The sequence below is a fragment of the Pseudomonas inefficax genome (genome assembly GCF_032164165.1).
GTDB lineage: Bacteria > Pseudomonadota > Gammaproteobacteria > Pseudomonadales > Pseudomonadaceae > Aquipseudomonas > Aquipseudomonas inefficax.
Window position 1 is genome coordinate 42,968 of sequence record NZ_CP134401.1, and the last position, 15,048, is coordinate 58,015.

Consider the following 15,048-nt stretch of genomic DNA (forward strand, 5'->3'; position numbering starts at 1 on the left):
AGCGCAGGCCTTGAAAGTTGTGCGGTACCTGTGGGAGCTGGCTTGCCGGCGATAGGGCCAGCCCGGCCAACCTGAAACCTTGCTAGAGTGGCGTTATCGCCACACAAGACAAAAATGCAGAATCCCCCTGCAGATTTGTCGATTGTGCAAGGCAAATTCGCATGACAGGATCCTGCGATCCTCCAGCGAACTCCAGACTTCACTTGGAAAATCAATAACAAAGCAGGGAGAACGCAATGACTGCGCACGCTCATATCTCGGCAACCGACAATGTGCTGGCCGAGGTCCGCAACCAGATCGGCCATCTGACCCTGAACCGCCCCGCCGGCCTCAATGCCCTGACTCTGGACATGGTCCGCAGCCTGCGCCAGCACCTCGACCTGTGGGCCGAAGACCCCCACGTACATGCCGTGGTGCTGCGTGGCGAGGGTCCCAAGGGTTTCTGCGCCGGTGGTGATATCCGCTCGCTGCACGACAGCTTCAAGGCCGGCGAAACGCTGCATGAAACCTTCTTCGTCGAGGAGTACGCCCTTGACCTCGCTATCCACCGCTACCGCAAGCCGATACTGGTGCTGATGGATGGCTTCACCCTCGGTGGCGGCATGGGCCTGGCCCAGGGCTGCGACCTGCGCGTGGTTACCGAACGCAGCCGCCTGGGCATGCCCGAAGTGGGCATCGGCTACTTCCCGGATGTGGGTGGCAGCTACTTCCTGTCGCGCATCCCTGGCGAGCTGGGCATCTACCTGGGCGTCAGCGGCACCCAGATCCACGCCGCCGATGCGCTGTACTGCGGCCTGGCCGACTGGTACCTGGCCAGCGACCAGCTGGCAGCCCTCGACCAGGGCCTGGACCAGCTGCGCTTTGGCGACCACCCACTCAAGGACCTGCAGAACCTGCTGGCCAGGCTCGGCACCCAGGTGCTCGACAATGCGCCACTGGAAAAACTGCGCCCGGTCATCGACCACTACTTCGCCCTGCCCGACGTGCCCGCCATTGTCGAGCAACTGCGTGCGGTAAGCATTGGCGACAGCCACGCCTGGGCCGTGGCCACCGCCGACCAGCTGGAAAGCCGTTCGCCGCTGGCCATGGCGGTTACTCTGGAAATGCTGCGCCGTGGTCGCCAGCTGGGCCTTGACGACTGCTTTGCCATGGAGCTGCACCTGGACCGCCAGTGGTTCCAGCACGGCGACATCATCGAAGGCGTGCGCGCGCTGATCATCGACAAGGACAAGCAGCCACGCTGGAACCCGCCGACCCTGGCCGCACTGCAACGCCAGCGGGTCGACCAATTCTTCGAAGGCCTGTGAGCCCGGGAGTACACAGATGCAAGACCTGGAACTGAGCGAAGAACAGATCATGATCCGCGACATGGCACGGGACTTTGCCCGTGGCGAGATCGCCCCGCATGCCCAGGCCTGGGAAAAGGCCGGCTGGATCGACGATGGCGTGGTGCGCAAGATGGGCGAACTGGGCCTGCTGGGCATGGTGGTGCCGGAAGACTTCGGCGGCAGCTACACCGACTACGTCGCCTACGCCCTGGCGGTGGAAGAGATCGCCGCCGGTTGCGGCGCCACCGGAGCCATGATGAGCATCCACAACTCGGTGGGCTGCGGCCCGCTGCTGGCCTACGGCACGGCCGAACAGCAACAGCAGTGGCTGCCACGCCTGGCCACCGGTGAGGTGATCGGCTGCTTCTGCCTGACCGAGCCACAGGCCGGTTCCGAGGCGCACAACCTGCGCACCCGCGCCGAGCTGGTGGATGGTCAGTGGGTAATCAACGGCGCCAAGCAGTTTGTCAGCAACGCTCGCCGCGCCGGCCTGGCCATTGTCTTCGCGGTGACCGACCCGGAACTGGGCAAAAAGGGCCTGTCAGCGTTCCTGGTGCCCACCGACAACCCGGGCTTCAAGGTCGATCGCAGCGAGCACAAGATGGGCATCCGCGCCTCCGACACCTGCGCGGTCACCTTCGACAACTGCCGCATCCCGGCCGCCAACATCCTCGGTGAGCGTGGCAAGGGCCTGGCCATCGCCCTGTCCAACCTCGAGGGCGGCCGTATCGGCATTGCTGCCCAGGCGCTGGGTATCGCTCGCGCCGCGTTCGAGGCAGCGTTGGCCTACTCGCGTGATCGGGTGCAGTTCGGCAAGCCGATCAACGAGCACCAGAGCATCGCCAACCTGCTGGCCGACATGCAGGTGCAGGTCAATGCCGCTCGCCTGCTGATCCTGCATGCCGCACGCCTGCGCAGCGCCGGCAAGCCATGCCTGTCGGAGGCTTCACAGGCCAAGCTGTTCGCCTCGGAAATGGCCGAGCGGGTGTGCTCGATGGCAATCCAGGTGCACGGTGGGTATGGCTACCTGGAGGATTACCCGGTAGAGCGCTACTACCGCGATGCGCGGATCACGCAGATCTATGAAGGGTCGAGCGAGATCCAGCGGATGCTGATTGCGCGGGAGTTGAAGCACTACCCGTTGTAATCAGCTGGAATATTGGGGCCGCTGTGCGGCCCATCGCCGGCAAGCCAGCTCCCACAGGTACTGCGCCGCTCTCAGAGCACTTGATGAACCTGTGGGAGCTGGCTTGCCGGCGATAGGGCCAGTAAAGGCAGTGCAAGAAGTTGCCTCAAAAAAGCAGATCAGTCCTTCAACGCCAATACCGCGAATCATCCACCACCCTGGCATGCCCCTCGAACAGCGCCGGCAGCTGCTCCTTGAGGTAGTCGATCCAGGTGCGCACCTTGGCATCCAGGTAATGCCGTGACGGGTAGATCGCATACAGCGCGCTTTCGCGCAGGCGATACGGCGCCAGCAACCGGCACAACCGCCCTTGCTCGATCGCCTGGCTGGCGGTATAGAACGGCAGCAGTCCAATGCCCATGCCCAGCTCGCTGGCTACCAGCATGGCATCGGCGACGTTGGTGGAAAAACTGTCGTTCGGCGTGATCACACACTGGTCCACCCCTTGCGGGAACACCCAGTCACCTTCGTACACCGGATAAGCCATGCGCAGGCAACGGTGCTGGTGCAGGTCTTCCGGGCGCTCTGGCACGCCGTGGGCCACCAGGTAGCTCGGCGCCGCGCAGGGGATACTGAAGATGTTGCCCAGCGGCACGGCGATCAGCTGCGAATCCGGCAACGCCCCGTCCACGGTAATCACCACGTCATGCCCTTCGGCCAGCGGGTCGGGGTTGCGCTGGGACAAGGTCAGCTCGATCAACACCTCCGGGCACAATGCGTTGTAGCCCGCCACCAGCGGCATCAGCAACAGGCCCAGCCCGTGCGGGCAATGCAGGCGCAGGCGGCCGCGGGGCGTGAGGTGCGCGCCACGGGCCTCACCCACCGCCTCTTCGGTCAGCAACATGATCTGCCGCGAGCGCTCGAGAAACCGCTCGCCCGCCTCGCTCATGCGCAAACGCCGCGTGGTGCGGTGCAGCAGGCGAGTCTGCAGCTGGTTTTCCAGCTCGGCAACGATGCGCGAAACCTGCGCCGCGGAAATGTCCAGGGCATTGGCGGCCGCAGCGAAGCTGCCACATTCCACCACACGGGCAAAGGTACGCATGGCATGCAGCATGTCCATGAAGGTGTGCTCCTTGTTTGGTCTTATTCTTGCGTTACAGGCAGGAATCTATCACGGGTTAGCCCATTTATTGTGGATGACCAATGAATGGATCATTAGCCATACATTGAAAAAGGAGCCTGCCATGAAACGTTCGATCGCTGTCCTTGCCGTTGCCGCTGCTCTCGCGTCGTTCGGTGCCCTTGCCGACAGCGCCAGCAACCAGCCGGTCAGCAGCAACTACGAATACGGCATGCCGCTGGATGTGGCCAAGGTCATCTCCATCACCCCGGCCAGCAACGCCGCCGACTGCCAGGTTGGCACCGCGCACATGGTGTATGTCGACCACCAGGGCCAGAAGCACGAAATCGACTACCGGGAAATGGGCAACTGCTCGCAGCAGTGAGTCAGGCCAGCACCTCGGTGATCCAGCCGACCTGTTGCCTGAAGTCGTCGATTTTCGCCTGAGGCACCGCACCGCGGGCCCGCTCGAAGTTGGCCAGGGTCTGCTGCTTCTGTCGCAGCATGCGCCGCCACTTGACCAGGAACGCCTCGCTCTTCTCCTGCACCAGCACCGGGCCGAAGTACAGCTGTTCAGCGGTGTACGCCGCCCCGCCAGGCTCGGCGACGATGATCTCGTAGTCGAAGCGGTTTTCCCGTAGCAGTTCTTCGCTGACGATCCGGTAACCATTGCCCATCAGCCACTGGCGCAATTCGCGCTCGGCGCCATTGGGCTGCAGCACCAGGCGGGTGACGCCAGCCAGGCGCTGCTTGCCGGCCTCGAGGATCTCGCACATGGTGTCGCCACCCATGCCGCAGATGCTGACCACCGAGATTCGATCTTCCGGCTCGACCGCCGCCAGGCCATCGGCCAGGCGCACGCTGACCCGGCCTTCCAGGCCGTTCCTGCGCACGTTGCGCTGGGCCGAGGCGAACGGCGTCTGCGCCACCTCGCCCGCTACCGCCGCGTCCAGCACGCCGCGCAGCATCAGGGCTACCGGCAGGTAGCCATGGTCCGAGCCAATGTCGGCCAGGCGCGCGCCTTGCGGTACTTGTGCAGCCACGCGCTCCAGGCGCCTGGACAATGTCTGTTCGTTCAACGTAAACCCCTGCTTTGCAATCGGCCGCGATTCTGACGGTGAACGCCGCGCATTTCAAACCCCGCCACCCCGGGCCAGCCACCCTCGACCGGGCCGGCCGGCTCGCGTAGGCTTGCCGCTTTCCTTCCGTAGCAAGGCAAAACTCACCATGGCACAAGCAGACATCATCTACACCCCTGACCCGGACGCCGAGTCGATTTCCTCCGACGTTGCCGAATTCAACGGCGTGCTGGTCACCACCCAGATCCCGACCCACGCCGATGGCAGCCTGGAACTGGGCGGCATCGTCGAGCAGAGCGAGTGCACCCTGCAGGCGTTGAAAGTGGCGCTGGAGAAGGCCGGCAGCGGCATGGACCGCGTGCTGCACCTGACCATCTACCTCACCGACATGGCCGACCGCGCGGCATTCAACGAGGTGTACCAGCGCTTCTTCAGCAAACCATGGCCGGTACGCGCCGCCGTGGGTGTGGCTGCACTGGCGTTCGAAGGCATGCGTGTGGAAGTGACCGCAATGGCTGCCAAGCGCTGATTTTCGCGCAATACGCAATCCTGCAGGAGCGGCCTTGTGTCGCGATTGGGGTGCGCAGCGCCCCCAGATTCTCAGCTCCGCAGCAGGTATTGCCGGGGCCGCGTTGCGGCCCTTCGCGACACAAGGCCGCTCCTACAAGCACCCCGATGATGCCGCCAGCCCGTTTCGCCGCTACAATGCCCGCCTAAACCGTGACAGCCCGAACCTATAACGACATGTCCCTTCCAAAGAATCACCTGGAACTGCTCAGCCCTGCCCGTGACGTGGCCATCGCCCGCGAAGCGATCCTGCACGGCGCAGACGCCATCTACATCGGTGGCCCGAGCTTCGGCGCGCGCCATAACGCCTGCAACGAAGTCAGCGATATCGCCGAACTGGTCGAGTTCGCCCATCGCTACCATGCACGCGTGTTCACCACCATCAACACCATTCTCCACGACAACGAGCTGGAGCCCGCGCGCAAGCTGATCCACCAGCTGTACGACGCCGGTGTCGACGCGCTGATCGTGCAGGACCTGGGGGTGATGGAGCTGGACATTCCGCCGATCGAGCTGCACGCCAGCACCCAGACCGACATCCGCACCCTGGAACGGGCCAGGTTCCTCGACCAGGCCGGCTTCTCCCAGCTGGTGCTGGCGCGCGAGCTGAACCTGCAGCAGATCCGCGCCATCGCCGCCGAAACCGACGCTGCCATCGAGTTTTTCATCCACGGTGCGCTGTGCGTGGCCTTCTCCGGCCAGTGCAACATCTCCCATGCGCAGACCGGCCGCAGCGCCAACCGTGGCGACTGCTCGCAAGCCTGCCGCCTGCCCTACACCCTGAAGGATGACCAGGGCCGCGTGGTTGCGTTCGAGAAGCACCTGCTGTCGATGAAAGACAACAACCAGACCGCCAACCTGGCTGACCTGGTCGATGCCGGCGTGCGCTCGTTCAAGATCGAAGGCCGCTACAAGGACATGGCCTATGTGAAGAACATCACCGCCCACTACCGCAAGGAACTCGACGCCATCCTCGAAGGCCGCCCGGAGCTGGCCCGCGCCTCCAGCGGCCGCACCGAGCACTTCTTCGTGCCCGACCCGGACAAGACCTTCCACCGCGGCAGCACCGACTACTTCGTCACCGACCGCAAGGTCGACATCGGCGCCTTCGACTCGCCAACCTTCACCGGCCTGCCGGTGGGCGTGGTGGAAAAGGTCGGCAAGCGTGACATGCAGGTGGTCACCGAAGTACCGCTGACCAACGGCGACGGCCTCAATGTGCTGGTAAAACGCGAAGTGGTGGGCTTCCGCGCCAACATCGCCGAACCGCGTGGCGAGTTCGAGGAAGACGGCGAAAAGCGCTACCGTTACCGCGTCGAGCCCAACGAAATGCCCGAAGGCCTGCACAAGCTGCGGCCCAACCACCCGCTGTCGCGCAACCTCGACCACAACTGGCAGCAAGCCCTGCAACGCACCTCGGCCGAGCGCCGCATCGGAGTGCAATGGCAGGCGGTACTGCGCGAGCAACGCCTGGCGCTGACCGTCACCAGCGAGGAAGGCGTGAGCGTGCAAGTGGCACTGGACGGCCCGTTCGGCCCGGCCAACAAGCCGCAGCAGGCGCTGGAGCAGTTGCACGACCTGCTCGGCCAGCTGGGTACCACCATGTACCATGCCGACAGCATCGAGCTGGACGCACCGCAGGCGTACTTCGTCCCCAACTCGCAGCTCAAGGCCCTGCGCCGTGAAGCCATCGAGGCATTGACTGCTGCACGGGTTCAGGCACACCCGCGTGGCGGGCGCAAGGCCGAGACCACGCCACCGCCGGTATACCCCGAGTCGCACCTGTCGTTCCTGGCCAACGTGTACAACCAGAAGGCTCGCGACTTCTACCACCGCCACGGCGTGCAGCTGATCGACGCGGCCTACGAGGCCCATGAAGAGCACGGCGAAGTGCCGGTGATGATCACCAAGCACTGCCTGCGCTTCTCCTTCAACCTGTGCCCCAAGCAAGCCAAGGGCGTGACCGGCGTGCGCACCAAGGTGGCACCGATGCAGCTGATCCAGGGTGATGAGGTGTTGACCCTGAAGTTCGACTGCAAGCCGTGCGAAATGCATGTGATCGGCAAGATGAAGAGCCACATCATCGACCTGCCGACCCCGGGCAGCGCGGTAGCCCAGGTGGTTGGGCATATCAGCCCGGAAGACCTGCTGAAGACCATTCCGCGCGGGCCGCATTGATCATTAGCTTGCAAGGGCCCTTTCGCGGCTAAAGCCGCTCCCACAGAAACTGCGCCAGTACCTGTGGGAGCGGGTTTACCCGCGAACACCGGCGTAGCCGGTGCCATCCACCGCGGCGCCCGGTTCGCGGGTGAACCCGCTCCCACAGGGATCAGCGCATCTGATGCTTGTGCAGCAGCCGATAGAAAGTCGGCCGCGAAATACCTAGCACCTTCGCCGCCACGCTCAGGTTGTTGCTGTGCCTGCTGAGCACATCACTCAGCGCCTGGCGCTCGGCCCGGTGCTTGTACTCCTCCAGCGTGCCCAGGGGTTGCTGTACCTGGTCGAGGGTCTGCAACCCCAGGTCCTGTGCCTCGATTTGCCGGCCTTCGGCCAGCACCAGCCCGCGTCGCACCCGGTTGGCCAACTCGCGGACATTGCCCGGCCAGTCATGCCGGCCCATCGCCGCCAAGGCATGGTCGCTGAACGAGCGCGGCCTGCGCCCGGTTTCCAGGCTGTAGAAATGAGCAAAATGATTGGCCAGCATCGACAGGTCGCCATGCCGGTCGCGCAAAGGCGCGGTCACTACCTGCAACACGTTCAGGCGGTAATACAGGTCTTCGCGAAAGCGCCCTTGCTCGATGGCCCTTTCCAGGTCCACGTGGGTAGCCGCCAGAACGCGCACATCCACCGGGATCGGCTGGCTGCCACCCACGCGCTCGATGTGCTTTTCCTGCAGAAAGCGCAGCAGATTGGCCTGCAACTCCAGCGGCAAGTCACCAATTTCGTCGAGGAACAACGTGCCACCATGAGCCGCTTCGATGCGCCCGGCCTTGCGCTGATGAGCACCGGTGAAGGCGCCCTTCTCATGGCCAAACAGTTCCGACTGGATCAAGTGCTCGGGAATGGCCCCGCAGTTGATGGCAACGAACGGCTGCTCGCTGCGTTGCGACTGGCGGTGCAGGGTACGGGCCACCAGTTCCTTGCCGGTGCCGCTCTCACCGCAGATCAGCACTGGCGACTCAGTAGGCGCCAGCTTGCCCAGCAGCTTGCGCAGATCGCGGATCGGGCGGCTATCGCCGAGCAGCTCGTGGCTCGTTTCATCCACCCTCGCCACCCCTTTGCCGCGCAGGCGCGCCATGCCGAAGGCGCGGCCCAGGGTAACCTGCACGCGGGAAACGTCGAACGGCAAGGTGTGGAAATCGAAGAACCATTCACAAACAAAATCGCCGACCGCCGGCATGCGCAGCTGTTCGGCGCTGAGCACTGCAATCCATTCGGTGTGGCTGCGCTTGATCAAGTCCTTGACCCCGTCGGGGCGCCTGAGGTGCGACGCCTGCAAGCGCAGCAGGCCCACATCGCAAGGATGATCCAGCGCGGCACCGAGCATGCAGCTGTGTACATCCCAGCCTGCGCTGCGCAAGCCAGGCAACAAACGGTGGCAGTCATCGCAGGGGTCGACGATGAGCAAACGGCGTTGGGCGGCAGGCTGCTGCATGACCGATCCTTGGCGCCAGTTTTCGGTTTTTTGAAATAAAACAGCAAGTTGTGGCGCCCGATTAACAGTAGCAACGAAGTTGACGGTTCCCAGTACCGTCTGTCTGCCGAATCAATTTTTTACAATACGTGACGGGAATTTTCGCACTTTATCGACATCACATGGCGGCATGGGCAAGAACGGATTCGACCTTGGCAAATTTTTTTACAACCAATGTGTGACTCGCACCCGGACAACGAGCATCAGTACACATAACCCCGCGCTGCACTTCGCGATAACCGAGGCGACTATGAAGCAACGCGGACTTCACCTGGATGTTTGGGACCATAGAGAGACCGAACCATGAATGCCCCGCTCCGTGTCAACGAAGCACTGCTGATTGCCGACCACGCCTTCGAACCCTTCCAGTGCGTAGCCTGGGATGCACCCAACGGTACTGGTGAACTGAGCCTGGCAGTGATCGACCGGACCAGTACCCGCATCGGCAGCAAGCAAGTGTCTTCGCGCATCTACTCCGACCCGGCCCAGTGGGCCAGCCTGATCGAGGAAGTGCGTGCCGAACTGTGCGAAAAAGGTTACGACCTGCAACCGTGGTCAATGCCGAAATAATATCGGCCGGCAAACCAAGTGCGTGCACCGCCACGCACTTGTACAACTTCCGGGTTGCTGTTCTGGCAACTTTTCTTACTGCGACATAGCGTCGCATCGATACTTTTTCAATCCACCAACCTGAACTGTTGCAGGTGCTGGTAATCAGCCTGAAGTTGTTGCGCCAGACGCTGCGCACGGCCCAGGCGCACCGGCGCCAGTTCCATATCCACCAGCAAAGTGGCACACGGCATTGGTTGCACGGCATTCCAGTGCTGCAGGCGACCGTCGGTAAACACCAGGCAGCGCAATGCTTCTTCAGGGCGTGCCCGTTGCCGCGCCTGCAACCAGTGCCGAGCTTGTTCCAGTGCAGCGATCAACGGCGTGCCGCCACCGGCACCCAAGGCTTGCAGCCAGGGTTGCAAAGCGGTCGAGGCCTTCAGGCCGTGGCGCTGCCACTGCGGCGTGCGCCCGCTGGCGGTAAGCAGGGCCAGCCGCGCGCGTTGGCGGTAGGCCTGGTCGAACAGCGCTGCCAGCAGCCCTTTGGTTTGTGCCAGCGCCTGGTGGCGGCGGGTCGAGGCCGACGCATCGACGATTACCAGCCACAGTTCTGCAGGCCTGGCCTGGCGTTGCTGCCAGCACAGGTCCTGGCGCTGGCGTGGCCGGCCCTTGAGCAGAGTCGGCAGCCAGGCCACCCGACCGGCCGCAGCACTGTGCGCCCGGCCTCGGCTGGCCCCGTACTGCTTGCCTGCGCCTGCTTTGGCATCCGCCCCTTTGGCAGGTGGCTGGGGGATGCTCAGGGCTTTTTTGCCCAGTTCGGCACCTCGCGGCGGGCGCCGCTGGCCACCGGCTGCGCTGGCATTGCGCCCCAGTCGCCCTGCCCGCCCTGTGCGCCAGGGTTGCCCGCGCCTTGGCGACCGGGTGGTTGCTCAGGCTGCTGCGGCGCCGAAGGCGGGTTGGCCTGGGGCGTAACGCGCCGGCGATGGCGCAAGGCGAACTCGGCCACTGCATCGACATCGGCCTCTTCGATGGCCTCGCCACCACGCCAGGCACAGTGGGCGCGTGCGGCGCGCAGCCAGACCAGGTCGGCGCGCAGGCCGTCGACCCCGGCGGCGTAGCAGCGTTCGGTGATCCAGGCCAGCGCCTGGTCGTCCAGGGCAATATCCGCCAGGGCGTGGCGGGCCGCCTGGCAGCGCTCGCGCAATTGTGCCTGGGCCTCGGCCCATTGCGCGCAGAAGGCCTGCGGGTCATTGTCGAAGGCCAGGCGGCGGCGAATGATCTGCTGACGCGCCTCAGGCTCGGGCAAGCCTTCCAGGGCCACGTTGAGGCCAAAGCGGTCGAGCAACTGCGGGCGCAGTTCGCCCTCCTCCGGGTTCATGGTGCCGATCAGTACGAAGCGGGCATTGTGCCGATGCGAGATACCGTCGCGCTCGATACGGTTGGTGCCACTGGCCGCCACGTCGAGCAACAGGTCGACCAGGGTATCGGGCAGCAGGTTGACCTCATCGACATACAGCACGCCGCCATCGGCCTGGGCCAGCACCCCCGGGGAAAACTGCGCCTTGCCCTGCCCCAGTGCGGCATCCAGGTCGAGGGTGCCGACCAAGCGTTCTTCGCTGGCGCCCAGTGGCAGGGTGACGAACGGGCCCTCACCGAGCAGGTCGGCCAAGCCTCGGGCCAGGGTACTCTTGGCCATGCCGCGCGGCCCCTCGATCAGCACACCGCCAATCTTGGGGTCGATGGCGGTCAGGCACAGCGCCAGTTTCAGGTCGTCGGCACCGACCACGGCTGCCAGTGGAAATTGCACGGGTTCACTCATTTCAAGCCTGTTCCTCGCCGTCGAGCAGTTGTTCCTCGAGGGCTTCGCGGTAGTCGCCCGGCGCCTGCCACAGGCCGCGCTGCTGGGCCTCCAGCAAACGCTCGGTAAGGTCGCGCAGGGCCTCGGGGTTGTGCTCGCGCATGAAATCGCGGGTCGCCGGGTCGAGCACGTAGGCATCGGCCAGCGCCTGGTAATGATGGTCGTCGATCAGCTGCGTGGTGGCATCGAAGGCGAACAGGTTGTCGACCGTCGCCGCCATCTCGAAGGCACCTTTGTAGCCATGGCGCTTGACCCCGTCGATCCACTTCGGGTTCAGCGCCCGGGCGCGGATGACCCGGTTCAGTTCTTCCTTGAGGGTACGGATGCGCGGCCGGTCGGCCTGGCTATGGTCACCGTGGTAACTGGCGACTGCCGCGCCGGACAAGGTTTCCGACGCCGCCAGCATGCCACCCTGGAACTGGTAGTAGTCATTGGAATCGAGCAGGTCGTGTTCGTGGTTGTCCTGGTTCTGCAGCACCGCCTGCACCTTGGCCAGGCGCTGGGCGAACTGGGTGCGGGCCGGGGTACCGTCGTCGCTGGCGCCATAGGCATAGCCGCCGTGGTTGAGGTAGACCTCGGCCAGGTCATCGCGGCTGTGCCACAGGCGCCCGTCGATGGCGTTCTGCACCCCGGCGCCGTAGGCCCCGGGTTTGGCACCGAACACCCGCCAGCCGGCCTGGCGGGCGGCCTGCTCGGCGTCCACGCCCTGGCCCTGCAGCGCGGCCCGCTCGCTGCGCACGCGGGCGGCCAGGGGGTTGAGATCGTCGGGTTCGTCCAGTGCCGCCACCGCCTGCACTGCGGCATCGAACAGGCGGATGAGGTTGCCGAAGGCATCACGGAAAAAGCCGGAAACGCGCAAGGTCACGTCCACCCGCGGGCGGTCGAGCAGGCTGAGCGGCAGGATCTCGAAATCGTCGACCCGCTGGCTGCCGCTGGCCCACACCGGCCGCACGCCCATCAGCGCCATGGCCTGGGCGATGTCGTCACCGCCAGTACGCATGGTTGCCGTGCCCCACACCGAAAGGCCGAGCTGGCGCAGGTGGTCGCCGTGGTCCTGCAGATGACGCTCCAGGATCAGGTTGGCCGAGGCGAAGCCCAGGCGCCAGGCGGTGGTGGTGGGCAGGTTGCGCACATCCACGGTATAGAAGTTGCGACCGGTGGGCAGCACGTCCAGGCGCCCGCGGCTGGGCGCGCCACTGGGGCCCGCGGGCACGAAACGCCCGGCCAGCGCCGCCAGCAGGCCATTCATTTCGGCGCTGCCGCAGGCGTCCAGGCTGGGGGCTACCACTTCGCGCAGCGCCTGCACCACATCGTGCACCGGCTGCCATTCGCTCTGGGCTGGTAACTGTATTGTTCCGCCCAGCGCCTGGTCGATTACTTGCAGCGCCAACAGTTCGAGGCGTTCGCGGGTATCGCCACAGGTGCGCCAGGGCTCGCTACTCACGGCCTGCAACAGCTCGGGGCGTGCGCCCTGCCACGGCTGCCCGAGTTCGCAATCGAGCGGGTCGAAACCCGGAACCAGCGCCTTGGCCAAAGCCCGCAGCAGGCTGGCATTGCCGCCGCGACCGTCGCCACGCTCGACCCGCACCAGCGCCAGCAGGGTATCCAGGCGCAGCCGGCCTTCCGGGGTCTGGCCGAACACATGCAGGCCATCGCGAATCTGCGATTCCTTCAGATCGCACAGGTAGGTGTCCAGGCGCGGCAGCCACACGGCGGCATCGTCCAGCTGACCTTCCAGCTGCAGTTCGCGGTCGATGTGGTTGGCCTTGACCAGCTCCAGAATGTCGCGCTGCAACTCGCGCGCGCGCCGCGGGTCGAGCAGCTGTGCTTCGTAGAACTCGTCGGCCAGTTGCTCCAGGTGGCGCAACGGGCCATAGGTTTCGGCACGGGTCAGCGGTGGCATCAGGTGGTCGATGATCACCGCCTGGGTGCGGCGCTTGGCCTGGGCCCCCTCACCCGGGTCGTTGACGATGAACGGGTAGATGTTCGGCAGCGGGCCGAGCAAGGCGTCCGGCCAGCACTGCGCCGACAACCCGACGCCCTTGCCGGGCAGCCATTCAAGGTTGCCGTGCTTGCCGACGTGGATCACCGCGTCGGCGGCAAAGGCATGGCGCAGCCAGAAGTGAAACGCCAGGTAGCCGTGCGGCGGCACCAGGTCGGGGTCGTGGTACACCGCGCTGGGGTCTACCTGGTAGCCCCGCGCCGGCTGAATGCCGACGAAGGTCAAGCCAAAGCGCAGGCCGGCCACCATCAACCGGCCACTGCGGTACATCGGGTCCTGCTGCGGCGGCCCCCAGCGCTCCAGCACGGCCTGGCGGTTGGCCTCTGGCAGGCGCTCGAAGGCGGCCTGGTAATCGGCCAGGCTCAGGCTCTGCGCGCAGGGGCGCAGGTCCAGTTGGTCGAGGTCGTTGGTCACGCCGCCGAGCAACTGGTGGATCAGTTGCGTGCCACTGCCCGGCAAATCGGCCAGCGGATAGCCTTGGGCCTGCAGGGCCTCGAGGATGTTCAGCGCGGCCGCTGGCGTATCCAGACCAACGCCGTTGCCAATGCGGCCATCCCGGGTCGGGTAGTTGGCCAGCACCAGGGCCACGCGCTTCTGCCCATTCGGCAGGCGCGCCAGCTCGACCCAGCGGCGAGCCAGCTCGGCGACAAAATCCATGCGCTCGGGGTGCGCGCGGTAGCAGACCACGTCAGACTGGCTGCGCTCGCTGCGCCACGCCATGTCCTTGAAACTGACCGGGCGGGTGATGATGCGCCCGTCCAGTTCGGGCAAGGCAATGTGCATGGCCAGGTCACGCGCACCCAGGCCCTGCTCGCTGGCCTCCCAGCCGGGCTGGTTGTCTTGCGCGCAGATGGCCTGCAGCACCGGGATGTCGCGACGGAACGGGCGCAGGTTGGGGCGCTCGGGGCTGGACAGGGCAAAGCCGGTGGTGTTGACCAGCACTTCGGCACCCACCTCGTCCAGCCAGGCTTCGACCTGCTCCAGGCAGGCGCTTTCCTTGAGGCTGGCCACGGCGATCGGCAACGGGTTGAGGCCGGCGGCCTGCAGCCGCTGGCAGAACACATCGATGAACGCGGTGTTGGCCGCCTGCAGATGGGAGCGGTAGAACAGCAGCGGCGCCACCGGCTGTTCGGGGTGCCACTGCGGGTACCAGTCCTCCAGCGTGGCGCTGCCCTTGGCCGGGTGATACACGGCGGTGCGCGGCAAAGGCTGCGGCTCGTCCCAGGCATAGTCGCGGCCCAGCCACTGGCTGGCCAGGCAGTTGAACAGGTTGATGGCGTTGGCCTTGCCGCCCTGGCGCAGGTAGTGCCAGAGGCGTTCGGCCTGCTCGCTGCTGACATTGCCCAGGCTGGTCAGCTCCGGGTCCGGACGGTCGTCGCCCGGCACCAGGATCAGCTGCACGCCACGGCCGGCCAGCTCGACCAGTTGCTCGACGCCATAGCGCCAGTAGCCGACGCCACCGTGCAGCGACACCAGGATGACCTTGGCATGGCGCAGTACCTGGTCGACATACAGGTCGACCGAGGCATGGTTCTGTACCTGCATCGGGTTGGCCAGGCGCAGGCTGGGGTAATCGTCGGGCAATTGCTCGGCGGTGTCGGCGAGCAATGCCAGGTGCGAATCGCCGCTGCAGAGAATCACCAGCTCGGCGGGCGTCTGGCCGAGGTCGGCAATGCTGTCATCCGGCACGAAGCCGCCGGGCTGGGTCCGCAGCAGGTGCATGGG

General features: G+C 65.3%; 12 protein-coding genes. 6 read left to right on the forward strand and 6 right to left on the reverse strand.

The genetic code is table 11. The annotated features are described in order from the left end of the window. Window positions 1-236: 236 nt before the first annotated feature. Both RIN61_RS00200 and RIN61_RS00205 read left to right on the forward strand, forming a co-directional pair. Complete coding sequence (locus tag RIN61_RS00200; protein ID WP_313855189.1) at window positions 237-1,307, forward strand: enoyl-CoA hydratase/isomerase family protein; 1,071 nt, start codon at window positions 237-239, stop codon at window positions 1,305-1,307. A 16-nt stretch (window positions 1,308-1,323) separates the two neighbouring features. Next, window positions 1,324-2,475, forward strand: a complete 1,152-nt coding sequence (locus RIN61_RS00205) for an acyl-CoA dehydrogenase family protein (protein ID WP_003258582.1) — start codon at window positions 1,324-1,326, stop codon at window positions 2,473-2,475. Between the two features lie 166 nt (window positions 2,476-2,641). On the opposite strand, the gene RIN61_RS00210 is transcribed toward RIN61_RS00205, so the two are convergent. After that, window positions 2,642-3,574, reverse strand: coding sequence for a LysR family transcriptional regulator (locus tag RIN61_RS00210; RefSeq protein WP_112254052.1), 933 nt, complete (start codon window positions 3,572-3,574; stop codon window positions 2,642-2,644). Window positions 3,575-3,698: 124 nt separating this feature from the next. On the opposite strand from RIN61_RS00210, the gene RIN61_RS00215 reads away from it, so the two are divergent. Beyond that, entirely contained in the window at window positions 3,699-3,959 is a 261-nt protein-coding gene (locus RIN61_RS00215; protein WP_112254053.1) for a DUF2790 domain-containing protein, read from the forward strand. A 1-nt stretch (window position 3,960) separates the two neighbouring features. Here RIN61_RS00215 and RIN61_RS00220 read toward each other — a convergent pair whose 3' ends face one another. Beyond that, entirely contained in the window at window positions 3,961-4,653 is a 693-nt protein-coding gene (locus RIN61_RS00220) for a tRNA (adenine(22)-N(1))-methyltransferase (RefSeq protein ID WP_313855192.1), read from the reverse strand. A gap of 148 nt (window positions 4,654-4,801) precedes the next feature. Between RIN61_RS00220 and RIN61_RS00225 the strand changes: the two genes are divergently transcribed. After that, the gene (locus tag RIN61_RS00225; protein ID WP_112254055.1) at window positions 4,802-5,182 is read left to right on the forward strand and encodes a RidA family protein; all 381 of its coding nucleotides are present in this window, start codon (window positions 4,802-4,804) and stop codon (window positions 5,180-5,182) included. Between the two features lie 215 nt (window positions 5,183-5,397). Further along, window positions 5,398-7,398, forward strand: coding sequence for a peptidase U32 family protein (locus RIN61_RS00230; protein ID WP_112254056.1), 2,001 nt, complete (start codon window positions 5,398-5,400; stop codon window positions 7,396-7,398). 151 nt (window positions 7,399-7,549) lie between these two features. Here RIN61_RS00230 and RIN61_RS00235 read toward each other — a convergent pair whose 3' ends face one another. Further along, entirely contained in the window at window positions 7,550-8,875 is a 1,326-nt protein-coding gene (locus tag RIN61_RS00235) for a sigma-54 dependent transcriptional regulator (RefSeq protein ID WP_112254057.1), read from the reverse strand. A 342-nt stretch (window positions 8,876-9,217) separates the two neighbouring features. On the opposite strand from RIN61_RS00235, the gene RIN61_RS00240 reads away from it, so the two are divergent. After that, window positions 9,218-9,484 carry a hypothetical protein gene (locus RIN61_RS00240; RefSeq protein WP_013972506.1) on the forward strand — a complete coding sequence of 89 codons (267 nt, stop codon included), beginning with the start codon at window positions 9,218-9,220 and terminating at the stop codon, window positions 9,482-9,484. Window positions 9,485-9,591: 107 nt separating this feature from the next. Here RIN61_RS00240 and RIN61_RS00245 read toward each other — a convergent pair whose 3' ends face one another. The 3 genes from RIN61_RS00245 to cobN all read right to left on the reverse strand — a co-directional run bounded on the left by RIN61_RS00245 (window position 9,592) and on the right by cobN (window position 15,045). Beyond that, on the reverse strand, window positions 9,592-10,158 hold the full coding sequence (locus RIN61_RS00245) for a vWA domain-containing protein (protein WP_112254058.1): 567 nt from the start codon (window positions 10,156-10,158) through the stop codon (window positions 9,592-9,594). Window positions 10,159-10,259: 101 nt separating this feature from the next. Further along, complete coding sequence (locus RIN61_RS00250; RefSeq protein WP_313855197.1) at window positions 10,260-11,282, reverse strand: magnesium chelatase ATPase subunit I; 1,023 nt, start codon at window positions 11,280-11,282, stop codon at window positions 10,260-10,262. A 1-nt stretch (window position 11,283) separates the two neighbouring features. Then, window positions 11,284-15,045, reverse strand: a complete 3,762-nt coding sequence (cobN, locus tag RIN61_RS00255; RefSeq protein ID WP_313855199.1) for a cobaltochelatase subunit CobN — start codon at window positions 15,043-15,045, stop codon at window positions 11,284-11,286. Between the last annotated feature and the right edge of the window lie 3 nt (window positions 15,046-15,048).

Bases quoted from the DNA above. Each gene is read 5' to 3' on its own strand.
- RIN61_RS00225 (WP_112254055.1), top strand. From the start codon at position 4,802: ATGGCACAAGCAGACATCATCTACACCCCTGACCCGGACGCCGAGTCG.
- RIN61_RS00230 (WP_112254056.1), top strand. From the start codon at position 5,398: ATGTCCCTTCCAAAGAATCACCTGGAACTGCTCAGCCCTGCCCGTGAC.
- RIN61_RS00240 (WP_013972506.1), top strand. From the start codon at position 9,218: ATGAATGCCCCGCTCCGTGTCAACGAAGCACTGCTGATTGCCGACCAC.
- RIN61_RS00205 (WP_003258582.1), top strand. From the start codon at position 1,324: ATGCAAGACCTGGAACTGAGCGAAGAACAGATCATGATCCGCGACATG.
- RIN61_RS00215 (WP_112254053.1), top strand. From the start codon at position 3,699: ATGAAACGTTCGATCGCTGTCCTTGCCGTTGCCGCTGCTCTCGCGTCG.
- RIN61_RS00200 (WP_313855189.1), top strand. From the start codon at position 237: ATGACTGCGCACGCTCATATCTCGGCAACCGACAATGTGCTGGCCGAG.
- RIN61_RS00250 (WP_313855197.1), bottom strand. From the start codon at position 11,282: ATGAGTGAACCCGTGCAATTTCCACTGGCAGCCGTGGTCGGTGCCGAC.
- RIN61_RS00235 (WP_112254057.1), bottom strand. From the start codon at position 8,875: ATGCAGCAGCCTGCCGCCCAACGCCGTTTGCTCATCGTCGACCCCTGC.
- cobN (WP_313855199.1), bottom strand. From the start codon at position 15,045: ATGCACCTGCTGCGGACCCAGCCCGGCGGCTTCGTGCCGGATGACAGC.
- RIN61_RS00210 (WP_112254052.1), bottom strand. From the start codon at position 3,574: ATGGACATGCTGCATGCCATGCGTACCTTTGCCCGTGTGGTGGAATGT.